This window comes from Neisseria mucosa (assembly GCF_003044445.1).
Classification (GTDB): Bacteria; Pseudomonadota; Gammaproteobacteria; order Burkholderiales; family Neisseriaceae; genus Neisseria; species Neisseria mucosa_A.
Genome location: NZ_POWX01000011.1, coordinates 36,639 through 52,657, shown reverse-complemented (window position 1 = coordinate 52,657; position 16,019 = coordinate 36,639). Strand labels below are relative to the sequence as shown.

At 50.6% G+C, this 16,019-nt stretch carries 14 protein-coding genes; 4 read left to right on the top strand and 10 right to left on the bottom strand.

Annotated elements, in window-relative coordinates; translation table 11 throughout:
* Positions 1-342 precede the first annotated feature (342 nt).
* Both nadE and DBY90_RS07595 read left to right on the top strand, forming a co-directional pair.
* Positions 343-1,134, top strand: a complete 792-nt coding sequence (gene nadE, locus DBY90_RS07600; RefSeq protein ID WP_070491764.1) for an NAD(+) synthase — start codon at positions 343-345, stop codon at positions 1,132-1,134.
* Positions 1,135-1,290: 156 nt separating this feature from the next.
* Positions 1,291-3,315: a site-specific recombinase gene (locus DBY90_RS07595; RefSeq protein ID WP_070491777.1), complete on the top strand. Its 2,025-nt coding sequence runs from the start codon at positions 1,291-1,293 to the stop codon at positions 3,313-3,315.
* 118 nt (positions 3,316-3,433) lie between these two features.
* Here DBY90_RS07595 and ruvB read toward each other — a convergent pair whose 3' ends face one another.
* The 9 genes from ruvB to DBY90_RS07545 all read right to left on the bottom strand — a co-directional run bounded on the left by ruvB (position 3,434) and on the right by DBY90_RS07545 (position 12,302).
* Positions 3,434-4,465: a Holliday junction branch migration DNA helicase RuvB gene (gene ruvB, locus DBY90_RS07590; RefSeq protein ID WP_070491766.1), complete on the bottom strand. Its 1,032-nt coding sequence runs from the start codon at positions 4,463-4,465 to the stop codon at positions 3,434-3,436.
* A gap of 69 nt (positions 4,466-4,534) precedes the next feature.
* Positions 4,535-4,843: a hypothetical protein gene (locus DBY90_RS07585; RefSeq protein ID WP_070491768.1), complete on the bottom strand. Its 309-nt coding sequence runs from the start codon at positions 4,841-4,843 to the stop codon at positions 4,535-4,537.
* Between the two features lie 63 nt (positions 4,844-4,906).
* Positions 4,907-5,212, bottom strand: a complete 306-nt coding sequence (locus DBY90_RS07580; RefSeq protein ID WP_234405117.1) for a hypothetical protein — start codon at positions 5,210-5,212, stop codon at positions 4,907-4,909.
* A 90-nt stretch (positions 5,213-5,302) separates the two neighbouring features.
* The gene (locus DBY90_RS07575) at positions 5,303-5,656 is read right to left on the bottom strand and encodes a hypothetical protein (RefSeq protein ID WP_003743101.1); all 354 of its coding nucleotides are present in this window, start codon (positions 5,654-5,656) and stop codon (positions 5,303-5,305) included.
* A gap of 248 nt (positions 5,657-5,904) precedes the next feature.
* Positions 5,905-7,140, bottom strand: coding sequence for a multifunctional CCA addition/repair protein (locus DBY90_RS07570; protein ID WP_070491781.1), 1,236 nt, complete (start codon positions 7,138-7,140; stop codon positions 5,905-5,907).
* Positions 7,141-7,437: 297 nt separating this feature from the next.
* Positions 7,438-8,397: an SPFH domain-containing protein gene (locus DBY90_RS07560; protein ID WP_070493281.1), complete on the bottom strand. Its 960-nt coding sequence runs from the start codon at positions 8,395-8,397 to the stop codon at positions 7,438-7,440.
* 39 nt (positions 8,398-8,436) lie between these two features.
* Positions 8,437-8,844: an NfeD family protein gene (locus DBY90_RS07555; protein WP_070493284.1), complete on the bottom strand. Its 408-nt coding sequence runs from the start codon at positions 8,842-8,844 to the stop codon at positions 8,437-8,439.
* A gap of 143 nt (positions 8,845-8,987) precedes the next feature.
* Positions 8,988-10,298, bottom strand: a complete 1,311-nt coding sequence (locus DBY90_RS07550; RefSeq protein WP_107986924.1) for a DUF2130 domain-containing protein — start codon at positions 10,296-10,298, stop codon at positions 8,988-8,990.
* 234 nt (positions 10,299-10,532) lie between these two features.
* Positions 10,533-12,302 carry an ABC transporter ATP-binding protein/permease gene (locus tag DBY90_RS07545; RefSeq protein ID WP_070491033.1) on the bottom strand — a complete coding sequence of 590 codons (1,770 nt, stop codon included), beginning with the start codon at positions 12,300-12,302 and terminating at the stop codon, positions 10,533-10,535.
* A gap of 250 nt (positions 12,303-12,552) precedes the next feature.
* On the opposite strand from DBY90_RS07545, the gene DBY90_RS07540 reads away from it, so the two are divergent.
* A complete protein-coding gene (locus DBY90_RS07540) occupies positions 12,553-14,754 on the top strand; it encodes a TonB-dependent receptor (RefSeq protein WP_070491031.1) in 2,202 nt (733 codons plus the stop codon).
* Positions 14,755-14,951: 197 nt separating this feature from the next.
* Here the strand turns inward: DBY90_RS07540 and yhbY are convergent, their stop codons facing one another.
* Positions 14,952-15,236 (bottom strand): ribosome assembly RNA-binding protein YhbY, encoded by a 285-nt coding sequence (gene yhbY, locus DBY90_RS07535; RefSeq protein ID WP_019271240.1) that lies wholly within the window; start codon positions 15,234-15,236, stop codon positions 14,952-14,954.
* Positions 15,237-15,344: 108 nt separating this feature from the next.
* Between yhbY and DBY90_RS07530 the strand changes: the two genes are divergently transcribed.
* Positions 15,345-15,965: an RlmE family RNA methyltransferase gene (locus DBY90_RS07530; protein ID WP_070491029.1), complete on the top strand. Its 621-nt coding sequence runs from the start codon at positions 15,345-15,347 to the stop codon at positions 15,963-15,965.
* The last annotated feature ends 54 nt before the right edge of the window (positions 15,966-16,019 follow it).

The following is a 16,019-nucleotide window of genomic DNA, read 5'->3' as shown; positions in this document are numbered from 1 at the left end:
AACGCAGACAAAACATGAATGGCGTTTAGACCGTCCTGCCGGATGAAAAAAACAAGGGGAAAAGGGAGTAAAAACGCACAGATGAATCGGCCGTAATGAGGGCTGAGTGAGACAAAATTGATGATGATTATTTCTTTGTTTGAAGGAATAATAACAAAATCAGGGAATTGTTTCAAATTGGGAAAGGTTGTGCGAAATCTCAGTAAGATTTTATTGCCGATAAAAACGAGTGGAAGGTCGTCTGAAAGCTGTGAAGTTGATTTTCAGACGACCTGTCCGATCCATATGCCGCAGCCTTTCAAAATCGGGTATGATTCCCCCTTTCAAATCAGGAGCCTGACTATGCAGACCCAAGCCGTTATCCGCCATATTGCCGACTGGCTGAAAAACTATGCCGCCACCGCACACGCCAAGGGGTTTGTCGTCGGCGTTTCCGGCGGTATCGATTCCGCGGTCGTTTCCGCCATAGCGGCACGGACGGGGTTGAAAGTCCTTCTGCTTGAAATGCCCATCCGCCAAAAAGCCGACCAAGTCAGCCGCGCGCAGGAACACATCCGCCGATTGGAGCAGGCATTTCCAAATGTAAGCGGGATGAGTGTGGATTTGACGCCGACTTTCGATACTTTTGCCGCCGATGTCGAAGTTGATGAAACCGAGTTCCCCGCCAAACAGCTTGCGCTTGCCAACGCCCGCAGCCGCCTGCGGATGCTGACACTTTATTATTACGGGCAGCTAAACGGTTTGCTGGTTACCGGTACGGGCAACAAAATCGAAGATTTCGGTGTCGGTTTTTTCACCAAATACGGCGACGGCGGCGTGGACATCAGCCCGATTGCCGACTTGACCAAAACGCAGATTTATCAAATTGCCGCCGAACTGGACATCGCCGAATCCATCCAAAAAGCCGTGCCGACCGACGGGCTTTGGGATACGGAGCGCACGGACGAAGAACAGATGGGCGCGAGCTATCCGGAACTCGAATGGGCGATGAGCGTTTACGGTACGCGCCGCCCCGAAGATTTTGAAGGCAGGCAGCGCGAAGTCTTGGAAATTTACACCCGCCTGCACAAAGCCATGCAACACAAAGTCAATCCGATTCCCGTCTGCAAAATTCCCGAAGAGATGCTGAAATAAGCGAAAGGTCGTCTGAAACCGGTTTTCAGACGACCTTTTCAAAGCAAAGAGGGTTGAAATCGTCAAACATTGCTCCAAAATATCGAATGTGCTTACAGCAGGTTGCATAAATTACCCGAACTTATCAAACCCGCCGTTTTGTGTAAAAATACTGCAATGGAAAAAATTACTCACCAAAATCTACATCCTCTACTTTCCCAAAGCCTGACCGACACCGATTTCGTCCTTATCCTAAACGCCTTAATCAAATTCCTGCGGCGCGGCGGCAAAAAACAGGCGGCAGAACGCTTCGACCTGATTATCGCCACGCTCAAACAAGACGAGGCACTCGCAAAAAACTTCAGCGGTCGCTTTTACCACTGGCTTTCGCAAGTCCACATCTATCCGGCTTTGATCAAACTCGGCATCTTCTCGCGCCACAGCTTCACCCGCGAGATGGGCATACGCATATACGAACGTTTCAGCCCGTCCTATAAAGATTTTGCCAACCTGCGCGAAGTGTTCCTCTATCTTTTCCATTCGGAAAACGACGACAGATGGCTGCAAACCCTCAGCATCCGCCAATGGTTGAGCCTGTACGACCTTATCCGTACCAGCGTCGATCCCACCTTGCTGCAAAACGCCTGCCGCCAGTTGGTTGACGCACGCCTGCGCGCCATTGAAATGCTCGCCATTTGGATTGCGTCTGAAGCCCTCGAACCCGACCTCATCCGCATCGCCCCACGCCTACTCGAAGCCGATTCGCCCTTCGTCGCTCTCCAGCGCGAAACCGCCAAACTGGTCGAACACTACCGCAACGACACCACCCCTTACGACACCGCCCACCTCGAAGTCATGTTCGACCAATGTTGCAGCCAGATCGACTATCTGCGCCGAAAAGGGACGGGCGCAGGATCAGGCTCGTCCGTCAAAGTCGCCCACCTGCTCGAACGGCTCCAGCAGACCATAGATCGTCTGAAATTGCTCACCGACATCCAAACCGATGCCGGCAACCGCAACCGCCTGACCATTACGCTGATGAATTCACTCATCTACGCCGCGGTCGAGCAATACAGCACCCGCCACCTGCGCCGCAGCAGCATCCGTATGCTCGCCCGCAGCATTACCGAAAACAAAAGCCACCACGGCGAGCATTACATCACCCGCAACCGCAAAGAATATTTCAAAATGTTCTACTCCGCGGCAGGCGGCGGCGTCATTATCGCCCTGATGGCGCTGTATAAAATCCATATCGGCTCACTCGGCTTCAGCCCCTTCGTAACCTCCTTGTTGGCAGGGCTAAACTACGGCATAGGATTCATGATCATCCACATGCTGCACTGCACCGTCGCCACCAAACAGCCCGCCATGACTGCCGCCAGCTTCGCCGAACAAGTCGATCTCAACGAAGGCGGCAAAGCAGTGGACAACAAACTCGCCAAGCTCCTTATCGACGTATGCCGCTCCCAAAGCGTTGCCGTCTTCGGCAACGTTTCCATCGCCATCCTCTTGGCGTGCGCCATATCGTTCGGCTATGCCCATCTGCACCAACAGCCCATACTCGATGCACACACCACCGCCTACCAGTTCAAATCCATAGACATCATCAATCATCCGACCCTATGGTATGCCGCCATCGCAGGTTTGTGGCTGTTCTGTTCCGGCATCATCGCAGGCTTCTTCGACAACCGCGCCGACTACCTCAACCTGCGCCAACGCCTGCCCTTCAACCCCTTGTTGCGCAAAATCATGCGCCCCAAACCCCGCCGCGTCCTCGCCGCCTACATCCACAAACACTACGGCTCGCTGGTCGGCAACTTCATCTTCGGTATGCTCTTGGGCATGACCGGCTACTTCGGCCACCTCCTCGGACTGCCGCTGGACATCCGCCACGTCGCCTTCTCCTCCGCCAATCTCGGCTATGCAGCCGTCAGCGGCAACGTCGGCTTAGGCACATTCATGCTCGGCATTTGCAGCGTCCTCGCCATCGGCTTGGTCAACCTCATCGTCAGCTTCACCCTCGCCCTCTTCGTCGCCCTGCGCTCGCGCGGCACGAAAATCGGCAGCGTCGGCAACTTGTGCAAAAGCTTCTGGCAGCAGATTAAGGCAAACCCGCTGATCTTGTTTTTCCCGGTTACGCCGGTTCAGACAGATAAAGACGGCGGGAAAGATACTGCTAAAGAGGGTGAGGACAAACACTAGCTTGCGAGAAAAGCATTTGCCTTTATCCTTACTCAAGTCTTCCATTTGAATGGATACAAAAAGGTCGTCTGAAAACCAAAAATCCGGTTTCAGACGACCTTTCTTCATTTCAATACGCTTATTTTTCCATTTTCAAGCCGAAGTGCAGGTAGGCGCGTTCGGTTGCCATTCTGCCGCGCGGGGTGCGTTGCAGGAAGCCTTGTTGGATGAGGTAGGGTTCGATAACGTCTTCGATGGTGTCCGTGGATTCGCCGATGGCGGCGGCAACGTTATCGAGGCCGACGGGACCGCCGCTGAATTTGTGAAGAATGGCTTCGAGGAATTTTCTGTCCATGACGTCTAAACCTTGTGCGTCCACATCCAGCATGCTTAAAGCGGCATCGGCAATGGCGGCATCGATTACGCCGTTGTTTTTCACATCGGCAAAATCGCGTACGCGGCGCAGCAGGCGGTTGGCGATGCGGGGTGTGCCTCGGCTGCGTTTGGCGACTTCCATTGCGCCTTCTTCGCACATGTCGAGTTGCAGTAATTGGGCGGAACGGCTAACAATCGTGGCAAGGTCTTGATTTTGATAAAACTCCAAACGGGCAACGATGCCGAAACGGTCGCGCAGCGGGTTGGTCAGCATGCCTGCACGGGTAGTTGCGCCGACGAGCGTGAAGGGGGGAAGGTCGATTTTGACGGAACGGGCGGCAGGACCTTCGCCTATCATGATGTCGAGTTGGTAGTCTTCGAGCGCGGGGTAGAGGATTTCTTCGACGACGGGGCTGAGGCGGTGGATTTCGTCGATGAACAATACGTCGTGCGGCTCGAGGTTGGTCAGAAGGGCAGCAAGGTCACCGGCGCGTTCGAGGACGGGGCCGCTGGTTTGGCGCAGGTTGACGCCCAGCTCTTTGGCGATGATGTGCGCCAACGTGGTTTTGCCCAGCCCGGGCGGGCCGAAGAGCAGGGTGTGGTCTAGTGCTTCGCCGCGTTTTTTGGCGGCTTGGATGAAGATGGCGAGCTGTTCTTTGGCTTTGTCTTGCCCGATATAGTCGTCCAGCGTTTTAGGGCGCAGGGCGCGCTCGAGCAACTCTTCCTGCGAGGAGATGCTTTGGGCGGTGATGATGCGCTGGGGCTGGGCGGCGGTCAGGTTGTCGGTTTGCAGCATGGGTTTTCCGGTGTGTCTGAGGTCGTCTGAAAAACGGTTTGCCGTTTCAGACGACCTTTTAAAAGAGGTTTAGCCGCGTGTTTCGCGCCAAACGAGGTAATCGCGCAGGGGCGGCATGGGCGGGTTGATGCAGTGTGGGCAGACGCCTGTGGTGTCTTCGTCGTCGCTGTCGATGTGGTAGGCGTTGGGATCGAAGCGCACCTGCTGCATCACCGCCTGCGCCAATGCCTGCGCCTGAACGACGTCGAAGTTGAATTTTTCGAGGATTTCGTTCAACAGGCGGATTTCGCCTTCGCTGAATTCTACGCTGTGTTTGAGGATGAGGCGTTGGTAATCTTCGTTGTTGATTTTAGGCAATAAATCGGTCTGAATGGTCATGATTTTTATGGTTGGAACTAAATAGCTGAGAGGCAGATTATAGCGGATATGGCGGCGGCTGTTTTAAAGGTCGTCTGAAAGTTGACGGGCTTTAGCGGATACTGGGATAAACCGGTTCAATTCAGTATTGATTATCTGAGCATCACGGCTGTCAAAAAAATCGCCAATAAGTATGGTTTTTTCCTGATAATCGAAAGACCATGCGCCTTGTTTGCATTTTTGGATACGTAAGATATTGGGGATATCGTTTTTTGGTTGTTTTATACCATTTTGGTAGTAGTTTTTGTTTGGGTACTTAGCTTCCCTTCCTCTTACAACAGGAGCTTTGGGAATATTGTCACGAAACTGCCATTCGGAAATTTCTGACAACAGAAAACTATACTAACGTTCAATAATTAAAAAATATGGTTAACTTTCAATAAGTTTTAAAAACTCATCAAAAATTAACCATATTTCATCTTAAGCAAAATAATCTTCATCTTCAAGTTCATCCAGAACAGATTGGATTTCATAAATGAACTTTGTGTTAGCTTCTCCGCTTTCATTGATAGTCAGAATAAATTTTCTCCAATCACCACCGGTATGAGCTTGCATTTCATCATGTAGTTCTTGACATAAATCCATCAATTTGTCTTCATTTTGCTCTGATAGTGTTATTTGTACTGGATTGCCGTCAAGTTTAGTTATTAATTTCGTTCCAACCCAGGCTTCTTCTGGATTAAATTTATATTCATACTCTAATAAATTAAACTTTTCTGGAGCCGAAAAAAATATTGAGCATATATTATTTAATAAATCGAATTGTTTTTGCATTATTGTCCTTCTCTGATTTTATTCTCAAATTTAATAATCCCATCAATAGAAAACCTAACTTCTTTTATTGAGGAATTTTAAAGGAAAGCGGTAAGATCCGCAAACATTTATGCAAGTCTCCAATTGGAGATAAATGAGGTAAAACGAACCGGTGCAAGTAATATAAATTTTGTACAACACGTGCAGATACGGCAATGCAGTCGGGCATGCGCTCGATTTTATAACGCGAAGATGTCATCAATAGCCTCCTATTTTTCTGCCTTATACGCTTTTTGCAGCGGGGCGATTTGTGCCAACCGCTCCCGGTCGATTTCTTCGGCGATAAGGTGTGCTTTCCCTTGTGCGCGGCACTCGGCGGCAATTTTGCCTGCATCTACCTGGTTGGCGGCTTCGAGCAGGGCGAGCCAGTGCGCGCGTTGCGGGTAGGGCGTATTTTCTCGATTCAGACGACCTTGTGTGTCGGCAATGCAGACATTTAAGGCAGCGGCGAAGCGTTCGGGTCGTCTGAAAGCGTCGGTTTTTTTTAGGACGGTTAAGATGGTTTTGTTTTTGAATTGCTCGACTTGGTGGAACATGATGTGCCAGCGGCAGACAAGTTCGGCAAGCTCGGCGCATTGTCTCGGCGCACGCAGCCGCTGATTGACTTCGCGTACGGGTTCGACGCCGGCGAGGTCGTGTCCGTGGTGTTTGGGCAGGATTTCGGGCGGGGTTTTGGCTTTGCCCAAATCGTGCAGCAGGGCGGCGTAACGTTCGGGCAGGCTCAGATCCATATCGGCGGCGCGTTGCAACGTCATCAGGGTATGGATGCCGCTGTCGATTTCGGGATGGTAGTCGGCGCGTTGCGGTACGCCGAAGAGGGCATCGACTTCTGGCAGCAAGACTTTGAGCGCGCCGCATTCGCGCAACACTTCAATCATCTTTCGGGGATTTTTTTCCATCAGACCTTTCGCCAATTCCTGCCAAACGCGCTCGGCGACCAAAGCGTCCGCTTCGCCGTTTTCCACCATCTGTCGCATCAGTTTCATGGTTTCTTCGGCGATTTCAAACCCGTATCGCGCGGCAAAACGGGCGGTACGCAGGATGCGGACGGGGTCTTCGGCAAAGGCTGGTGAGACGTGTCGCAAAATTCCTGCCTTCAAATCTTGTTGTCCGCCGAAAGGGTCGATGATGAGGTCGTCTGAATCCTGCGCCATTGCGTTGATGGTCAGGTCGCGGCGCATCAAATCCTGCTCCAGCGTAACGTCTTTGTCGGCGTGGAAACTGAAACCGGCGTAGCCCTTGGCGGTTTTACGTTCGGTACGGGCGAGGGCGTATTCTTCGTGGTTGTCTGGATGGAGGAACACGGGAAAATCTTTGCCGACCGGCTGGAAGCCTTGCGCCAACATAGTTTGCGCGTCGGCGCCGACGACTACCCAGTCGCGGTCTTTGACGGGCAAGCCCAAAAGATAATCGCGGACGGCGCCGCCGACGAGGTAGGTTTTGATGGTGTGTGTTTTCTGGGTCATTGAATTGGTCTTTGGTAACAATCAGAATGTATAGTGGATTAACTTTAAACCAGTACGGCGTTGCCTCGCCTTGCCGTACTATCTGTACTGTCTGCGGCTTCGTCGCCTTGTCCTGATTTAAATTTAATCCACTATATTGAAGCTTGGTCAGATGGGCATTCTGTCTGCCATCATGCGAATAAAGGTCGTCTGAAAAACGGTTCGGCAAATTCGCTGTTTATGGTAGTGAAACGCATTGCACTCGTTTTCAGACGACCTCGTGGCAAAACGAAAGGTTTATTTTGCCGCTTTGTTGCCGTCAACAATCTTCAGTCCGGCTGAAACCAGGCTACCGATGTCGGCGACGTTGGCGGGCATGATCAGTGTGGTGCTTTCTTTTGCTAGATTGCTGAAGGCTTCGACATATTGTTCGGCAACTTTCAGGTTGACGGCTTCGGAACCGCCCTCTGCGCGGACTGCCTCGGCGATTTTGCGGATGGCGTCGGCGTTTGCTTCGGCAACCAGGCGCAGGGCTTCGGCTTCACCTTGTGCGCGGTTGATACGGGCGATTTTTTCACCGTTTGACGCGTTGATGGCGGCTTGCGCTTCACCTTCGGACTGTTGGATTTCCGCTTCGCGCTGACCGCTGGCAAGGTTGATTTGCTCGATTTTGCGACCTTCGGATTCGGCGATACGGGCGCGTTTTTCACGTTCGGCAGTAATTTGCGCCTGCATAGAACGCAGAATTTCTTGCGGCGGAACCAAGTCTTTGATTTCGTAACGCAATACTTTCACGCCCCATGCGCCTGCCGCTTCGTCGAGCGCGGAAACGACGATGCTGTTGATTTCGTCGCGCTCTTCAAACGTTTTGTCCAACTCCATGCGGCCGATAACCGAACGCAGCGTGGTTTGGGCAAGCTGGGTAATCGCCATGATGTAGTTGCTGGAGCCGTAGGAAGCGAGTTTCGGGTCGGTTACTTGGAAGTAGATGATGCCGTCAACGGTAAGCTGGGTGTTGTCGCGGGTGATACAAACTTGGCTGGGAACGTCCAACGGTACTTCTTTGAGCGAGTGGCGGTAGGCGACACGGTCAACGAAAGGAATCAGGATGTTCAGACCGGCAGTCAGCGCATTGTGGAATCTGCCGAGACGTTCGACGACGTAAACTTCCTGTTGCGGCACGACGATAAACGACTTGAAGCCGAAAATCATGACGACAATCAGCAGGATGACGGGGAAGCTGTATAGAAATTCCATTGTTTTTCCTTTTAAACCACAACAGGGCGGATTATTGAATTAATTCAAACGAATGAGTAAAACATTACCGTTTTTACCGGTAATCACGGCGGTAGAGGTCGTCTGAACGGCGTCGGCATTTTCAGTCTGCGCCTGCCAGCGCGTCCCCCGATAAGAAACTTCATAACAATCGCCGTGAAGGTGGCGGAGGATATGAACGGTCTGTCCGATGTCCAAATCATCATTCAATTCTTGACGGGGCGCAGTTTTTTTGAACTTGCTGTGTACTACCCAGATACCGGCGGCAGACAAAACGGCTGCCGCAACAACGGCAATCGAAGTATCACCGGTCAGCCAATACACCAATCCCGCACCGAACAAAGCCGCGCTGACCACCAAGAGATATACAGTGCCGACAAACAGTTCGACAATTAGGACGGCGGCAGCGGCAATAAACCAAGCGGTCATGCGGGATTCCTTTCATTATCAATGTGTAGGGACAGGGTTCATCATAGCCGTATCGCAGGAAATATTCAAACGGCTTTGACTCGGGAAAGGTCGTCAGAAAACAGGGAAAATCGTGTTCAGACGACCTTGGCTTTATACGAGCCTCAATCCTCTTTTTTCTCCAACGCGGCAAAGGCGGCCTTCATGGTCGGGTTTTTGCGCACTAATTTTTTGACGGTCAGGTCGGTTGCTTTGTTGTTGGCGAGGCGCAGGTTGTTTTCTGAAGAGAGCAGGGCTTCTTTGGTTTTTTGCAGGTGGCTGATGGTTTTGTCGATTTCGTCGATGGCGGTGTGGAACTTGCGGTGGGCGAGTTCGTAATTGCGGGCGAAGTCGGTTTTGAACTTGTCCAAGTCTTCTTCAAAGTGCGTGATGTCGATGTTTTGCGCGCGCATTTGTGCCAATTCTTGTTTGTATTTCAATGAATTGAGCGCGGCGTTGCGCAGCAGGGAGACGATGGGGATGAAGAACTGCGGGCGTACGACATACATTTTCGGATAGGCGTAGGACACGTCGACGATGCCGTTGTTGTAGAGTTCGCTGTCGGCTTCCAAGAGTGAGACGAGGACGGCGTATTCGCAGTTTTTCTCTCTGCGGTCTTTATCCAACTCTTTGAAAAAGTGTTCGTTTTTCTTTTTGGTGGCGGTTTCGTCGTTTTCGTTTTTCATCTCGAACATGATGGAGATGATTTCGTTGCCTTCTTCGTCGGTTTCGCGGTAGATGTAGTCGCCTTTGCTGCCGGCTTTGGCGTCGTTGTCCTTGCCGAAGACGGCTTGGGGAAAGGCGGTGGTGCGGATGCGGTTGAATTCGGTTTCGCAGTGCTGCTCGAGGCTTTCGCCTATCATTTTGGTGGACTGTCTGGCTTTGAAGTCTTTGTAGAAGGCGATGGTTTCGTCTTTTTGTTTGAGTTCGGCTTCGTATTTTTCGCGCAGGCTTTGTTTTTCCAACTGGTTTTCTTTGGATTGCAGCATAAGCTGCGTGTTCAGATTACCCAATTCGCGCTCTTTTTCGGAAACGGCTTTGGTGATTTCCAGCTCTTTTTCCATGTTTTTCGCCGTTTCCAGCGATTTTGCCTGCGCTTTCAGTTCGGCAATCAATTTATCTTGTTCGGCGATTTGCGCTTTCAGACGACCTTCAATCTCGGCGGCGGCGAGTTTGCTGTCTTTTTCGTAGGCGTTGATTTGGTTGGATAGGGCGGCGATTTCGTGGTTTTTGTCGGCTAGGATTTTGTCGAACTGATTTTGCGCCTGCGCTTGGGCAAGCTGCATATCGCTTTGAAACTGCATCTGCGCCTGTTGCAGGCGCTCGTGGATTTCGGTTTGAAATTCTTGGGTGCGGACTTGGTTCAGGATGTCGGCGTAACTGGCTTCGTTGACGGTAAACGCGGTGTGGCAGTGCGGGCATTTGATTTCGTGCATGGCGGGTTCCCTTGTATTTGAAGCGTGTGATTTTAGCAGAAAGGTCGTCTGAAAAAGTTTTAGCGAAACTCGCTGCGCTCGTTTTGGCGAAACCCTGACGGGTTTTCAGACGACCTCGTCGCTTTATAGTGGATTAACTTTAAACCAGTACGGCGTTGCCTCGCCTTGCCGTACTATCTGTACTGTCTGCGGCTTCGTCGCCTTGTTCTGATTTAAATTTAATCCACTATAAATTTAATCGCAAGCTACGTTGCCGACATCAAGACTGAAATCGTGAAACTCGTTGAGCGTGCTGCGGTGGCCGATGCTGATGATGATGCTCTGCGGCAGTTTGCGTTTCAAAGCGCGGTAGAGCAGGGCTTCGGTCGGTTCGTCCAAGGCGGCAGTGGCCTCGTCGAGCAGGATGACTTTGGGCTGCGAGAGCAGGGCGCGGACGAAGGCGACGCGTTGCAGTTCGCCGGGGGAGAGTTTGTGTTGCCAGTCGTCGGTTTTGTCCAATTTATCAACGAGATAACCTAGGCGGCAGGTATTCATGGCTTCGGCTAACTCAGGATGCTGTTTGTCGATGTCGGGGTAACAAATCGCGTCGCGCAGGCTGCCTTGCGCCGTGTACGGGCGTTGCGGCAGGAAGAGGATGTCTTGATGCGGCGGACGGCTGACTTTGCCGCTGCTGCCGAACGGCCAAAGCCCCGCCAGTGCGCGCAGCAGCGAGGTTTTGCCGCAACCGCTCGGGCCGCGTATCAGCAGCGAATCACCGCTTTTAAGGTTGACGTTGATGCCGCTCAACAGGATTTCGCCGTTGTGGCGGAACAGGGCGACGTTTTCCAGCGAGAGGTCGTCTGAAACTTCGGTAATGTCGGGTTGTTGTGCGCTGTGGTGTTCTTCCGTACTCAGTAAAAAGCCGTACAGACGCTCCAGTCGGGCGCGGTAGGCGGTAAATTTGTTGTAGAACATCCGAAAGAAGGACAGGGCGTTTTGCAGTCGGGCGAAGGCTTGGACGGTCTGCTGGATGTCGCCGATTTTGATTTGCCCGGCAAACAGGCGCGGGGCTTGCAAAATAATGGGGAAGAGCTTGATTCCGTTGGTAAACATATCGTTAAAGCCGCTCAAGCAGACGCTTTGGCGGGCGATGCGCCAACGGTTGCGGATGATGGCTTTGAAGCGGTCGGCAAGCTGGTCGTGTTCGTGTTGTTCGCCGCTGTAAAACGCCACGCTTTCGGCGTGGTCGCGCACGCGGATGAGGGAATAACGATAGTCGCCGTTGAGTTTTTCGTTTTCATAGTTGTAACGAATCAAAGGGTTGCCTATCCACATGGCGATAAAGGTCGCCAAAATCACAAACATATAGACAAACCAAACGATGCCGTGCGGAATGTCGATGCCAAATACGGTCAGGATGCCCGCCAAGCCCCACAAAACAACGGCAAATTCCAGCGAGGTAACGACCGAATTGACCATGCCGCGTACAAATTCTATGGTCGAGGCGATGAAATCCTGCGCGTCTTGTTGGATACGCTGGTCGATATTGTCCGGCGCATGGCGGCGCATTTGCAGGCGGTAGTAGTTTTTGTCGGCAAGCCAGCGCGTTGTCAGCACTTCATTGAGCCGCTCCGACCATTTAATCGCCAAGCCTTGATCGAGAAAGTCGTTGACGACGTTGTTAAACGCCCGCACCAACACCACGCCCGCGTTCATCGCTGCAAACATCCAAAACGCGGAGGCGTTCAAATCCTGCATCGAGTCGTAAAGCCCTTTGGACATAAAGGTACTCAATACATTCAGCCGCACTTCGGTCAGCAGCAGCGCAATCATCGCCGTAATCAGCAGCAAGACTTTGACCGCGCTTTTCGGCGTCAGACACAGCCGCAGGATATAGGCAAACTCCCGCCCGAAGCGCGTTTCGCGTGCCAAAAACAGAATCACCGCCGAGGCGGCGGCGACCATCAATAAGGTCTGTAACAGCCAAGACGGCGTGGAATAAAGCTCGATTTGCCATTTTTGCATGTGCGTTGTCTCTTGAGGCAGGCAGCGGGCAGGGGTCGTCTGAAACCCTGATTCTCCGCCTAATAAAATAATTAACAATTACGATAGAAAAAGTTTTGGTTTATGTTGTATTTTTGTTTTTACAAATAGTTATCATCACTTTTTATAGAAAAGCAGAATGTTATCAAATATAATTCCGCAGCAAAATTACTTTGTGATTTTTAACGCTTATTGCAACAAAAATAACCCACCTCAGAGACAGAAGGAATCTATGAACAGCAAATTAGCCCTGATGCCGCTTTTGATTATGAGCGCGTTTTCTTATGCCGCCGATGAAGCGACGCCCGAAGCCCCAGTGCAACAGCAGTTGCAGGAAGTCCATGTCCGCGCCGACGCCAAACGCGTCAAAGCCGCCCGCTCTTACTCCATCGCCAGCGACGGCGACTTGCGCGACCGCGTGAACTTGGGACTACTTGGTAAAGCCAATGCTTTCACAGCGCCGATTACGGTTGTCAATTACGATGAAAAAGTATTGGAAAACAACGCATCCCGTACATTAGTCGATACAATCGCCAAGAACGATGCCTCTACCATGCAGTTCGGCGGTGAAAGCAACACCATTCAAGGCGTCTATGTCCGTGGTTTGCAACTTGATGCCCGCCAGTTTAGCATCAATGGCTTGGCAGGTCTTTATTCTTATTACCACACCCCGACTGCCGGCGTTTCTTCTGCACAGTTGATTAAAGGTGCTTCAAGTTCCACTGTCGGTATGGACCCTGAAGGTGCAGCAGGTTCTTCTGTCAACATCGAAACCAAAAAAGCATCCGATGAAGGCAACCGAAAAATCGGTTTAGCGGTTTTCAGTAAAAATCGTACCGAAGGCGCAATCGATATCGGTCAGCGTTTTGGTGAAAACAAACAGTTTGGCATCCGTTTCAATGGTAAATACCGCAAAGGTGAAACCGCCCGTAAAGGTTATAAGGAAGATAATCAGGAATTTGCATTAAATACTGATTATCGTGGTGAGAAATTACGTCTGTCTTTCGATTCGATGTATAACCACCGTAATACAGAGGGAGGTCGTGCGCGTATTCATGAAATGCAGGATCTTAACTTTGCCATGCCTGCCGCACCGAGCGGCAAAACCCTGCTTGTCCCGTCTTGGCAGGAGCAAACAACTAAGACTATGACGAATGCACTGACTTTCGAATACGATACTGACTACAATATGCAGGTTAGTGGTGGTTTAGGTTATATGGAGTCTGTGTATAAAGGTTCGTTTACACAACTGCTCATGAAAAATCGTGCAAAAGGCGGTAATTTAGGTAATTACACGGCGCAGGCCGCACAACCGTTTGAATTCCTTTCACGCACAACAAGCGGTAATTTGAAAGTGCGTGGTGAATTTGAAACCGGTCCGGTTGTTCACAATTGGGCTACCTCATTCGATTATATTAAACGACACCGCGACCACGATCAGGGAACGCGCAACGGCGATGCCTTGGATACCAACATCTACAACCCTGTTTTCCCTATTACCCACCGCAACAATCCTGCCAATATACAAGGCACAGAGCATACGACTTATGAGACTCCCAGCCTTGCAATATCCGATACTTTGGGTTTCGCGGATAATACTATCCGTTTAACCTTGGGCGGACGTTATCAATGGGTAAAACAAACTGCTCATCCAAATTTGACAGGCAATGCAAAAACTGATGCAAACCGCCGCTCTTCTACTGTGAAGTTCAGCAAAAAACGATTCAGTCCGATGTTTGCAGCGGCTTGGGTGCCTAATACCGGTATGGTAGTGTATGGAAACTATATGCAAGATTTGGAACCGGGTGCGACTAACGAGGATACTGGAGAAATGTCCAAACCTCGTGTCAGCAAACAGATTGAAATGGGTGTACGAAAAAACTGGGGTGATGTTGTAACCAGCCTGAACGCTTTCCAAATCGTCCGTCCGGGTTATTGGCGCAATACGCAAGAGCAGCATGGTAAAGAAATCAACCGTGGTGTTGAGTTTAATACGTATGCCAACCTGATGAATAAAACCCTTCGTCCGAGCTTTGGCATTATGTATCTGAAAGCGCAGTTGAAGGATTATCCGCGTTACAATAATACTTTAACAAATGGTAATCAGGTTGCTAGCCCGCGTGTTATTGCCAAAGCAGGTATCGAATGGGATACGCCATTTGTCCAAGGTCTGACTTTGAAAAGCAATATCCAATACTACGGTAAGTCTTTCCAAGATACTGAACGCCAATATAAACTGCCGTCCTATACCTTGGTTGACGTAGGCGCGCGCTACAAAACCAAGCTCGGCAAAAATACCCTGACCGTCAGCAGCTCGGTGGAAAACCTGTTCAACAAAAACTATTGGCAGGTACAGCGCGGCCAATACGACCGCAGCTTCGCCGTCGTCGGCATGCCGCGTACCTACTGGCTGAAAGCGGAATTGGATTTCTAATATCCGAACAGACCAACCGGCAAAGACAAAGGTCGTCTGAAAATCCCCAATCAGGGTTTTCAGACGACCTTTTATATCAAGGGATAAATAATCTGCTGTTGTTTCTATACTGATTTCAAGATTTATTAAACGAAGGTCGTCTGAAAGCCTTGATGGTTTTTCAGACGACCTCTCATTGTTTGGAACCAAACGCTTTCTCAAGCCTCCAAGTTTTTACGCCACAACACCAACAGCTTACCGATATGCTGAACCAGTTGCGCATCGACGGCTTCGCACAACGCATTGCAAATTTCAACGCGTTCGGCTCGGTCGTCGCCGAATACACGGACTTTGATTAACTCATGCGCTGTCAGGGCGGCATCGGTTTCTTTGATAACGGACTCGGTCAAGCCTTGTTGTCCCACCATTACAACGGGATGAAGGTGATGGGCGCGGGCTTTCAATTCCAAAATTTCTTTGGTGCTTAATTTATTGTCAGTCATGTTCTAATGCTTGAAAAGAAAGAATAATGCGGCATTGTACGCGATTTGGCGCAATCTCGGGGGAAAATAACGTACAATACGGCGTTTCTCTATATCATTAAATAAATTATGGCAGTACGTTCAAAATCATCAAAAGCCTGGCTTCACGAACACGTCAACGATCATTACGTCCACATGGCACAAAAAGACGGCTATCGCGCCCGCGCCGCATATAAACTGCTGGAAATCAACGAAAAAGACAAATTAATCAAACCCGGCACGGTTTTGGCGGATTTAGGCAGCGCGCCGGGAAGCTGGTCGCAAGTCGCGGCAAAACTGGTCGGCAATTCAGGGCGCGTGTTCGCATTGGATATCCTGCCCATGGATGAAATAGAAGGTGTTTCTTTTATTCAGGGAGACTTCAGGGAAAATGACGTATTGGCGCAATTTGAGACCTTGCTGGACGACCGTCCGCTAGACCTTGTAATTTGCGATATGGCACCCAATATGTCGGGTAACGCTGTAACCGACCAAGCACGCAGCTTTTACTTGTGCGAACTGGCTTTGGACTTTGCAGTCAATCATTTAAAAACGGGCGGCAGCTTTTTGGTGAAAGTATTTCAGGGAGCGGGCTATCAGGAATATATGGCAGCCATGCGTGAAATCTTCGGAACGGTGCAGACGCGCAAGCCCGAGGCATCGCGCAATCGTTCCAGTGAGATTTATTTATTAGGAAAAAATAAACGCTGACAATACAAGCAGCGTGTTTTAAAATCTTTCTTTCGTTTATCTTTATATCATGGA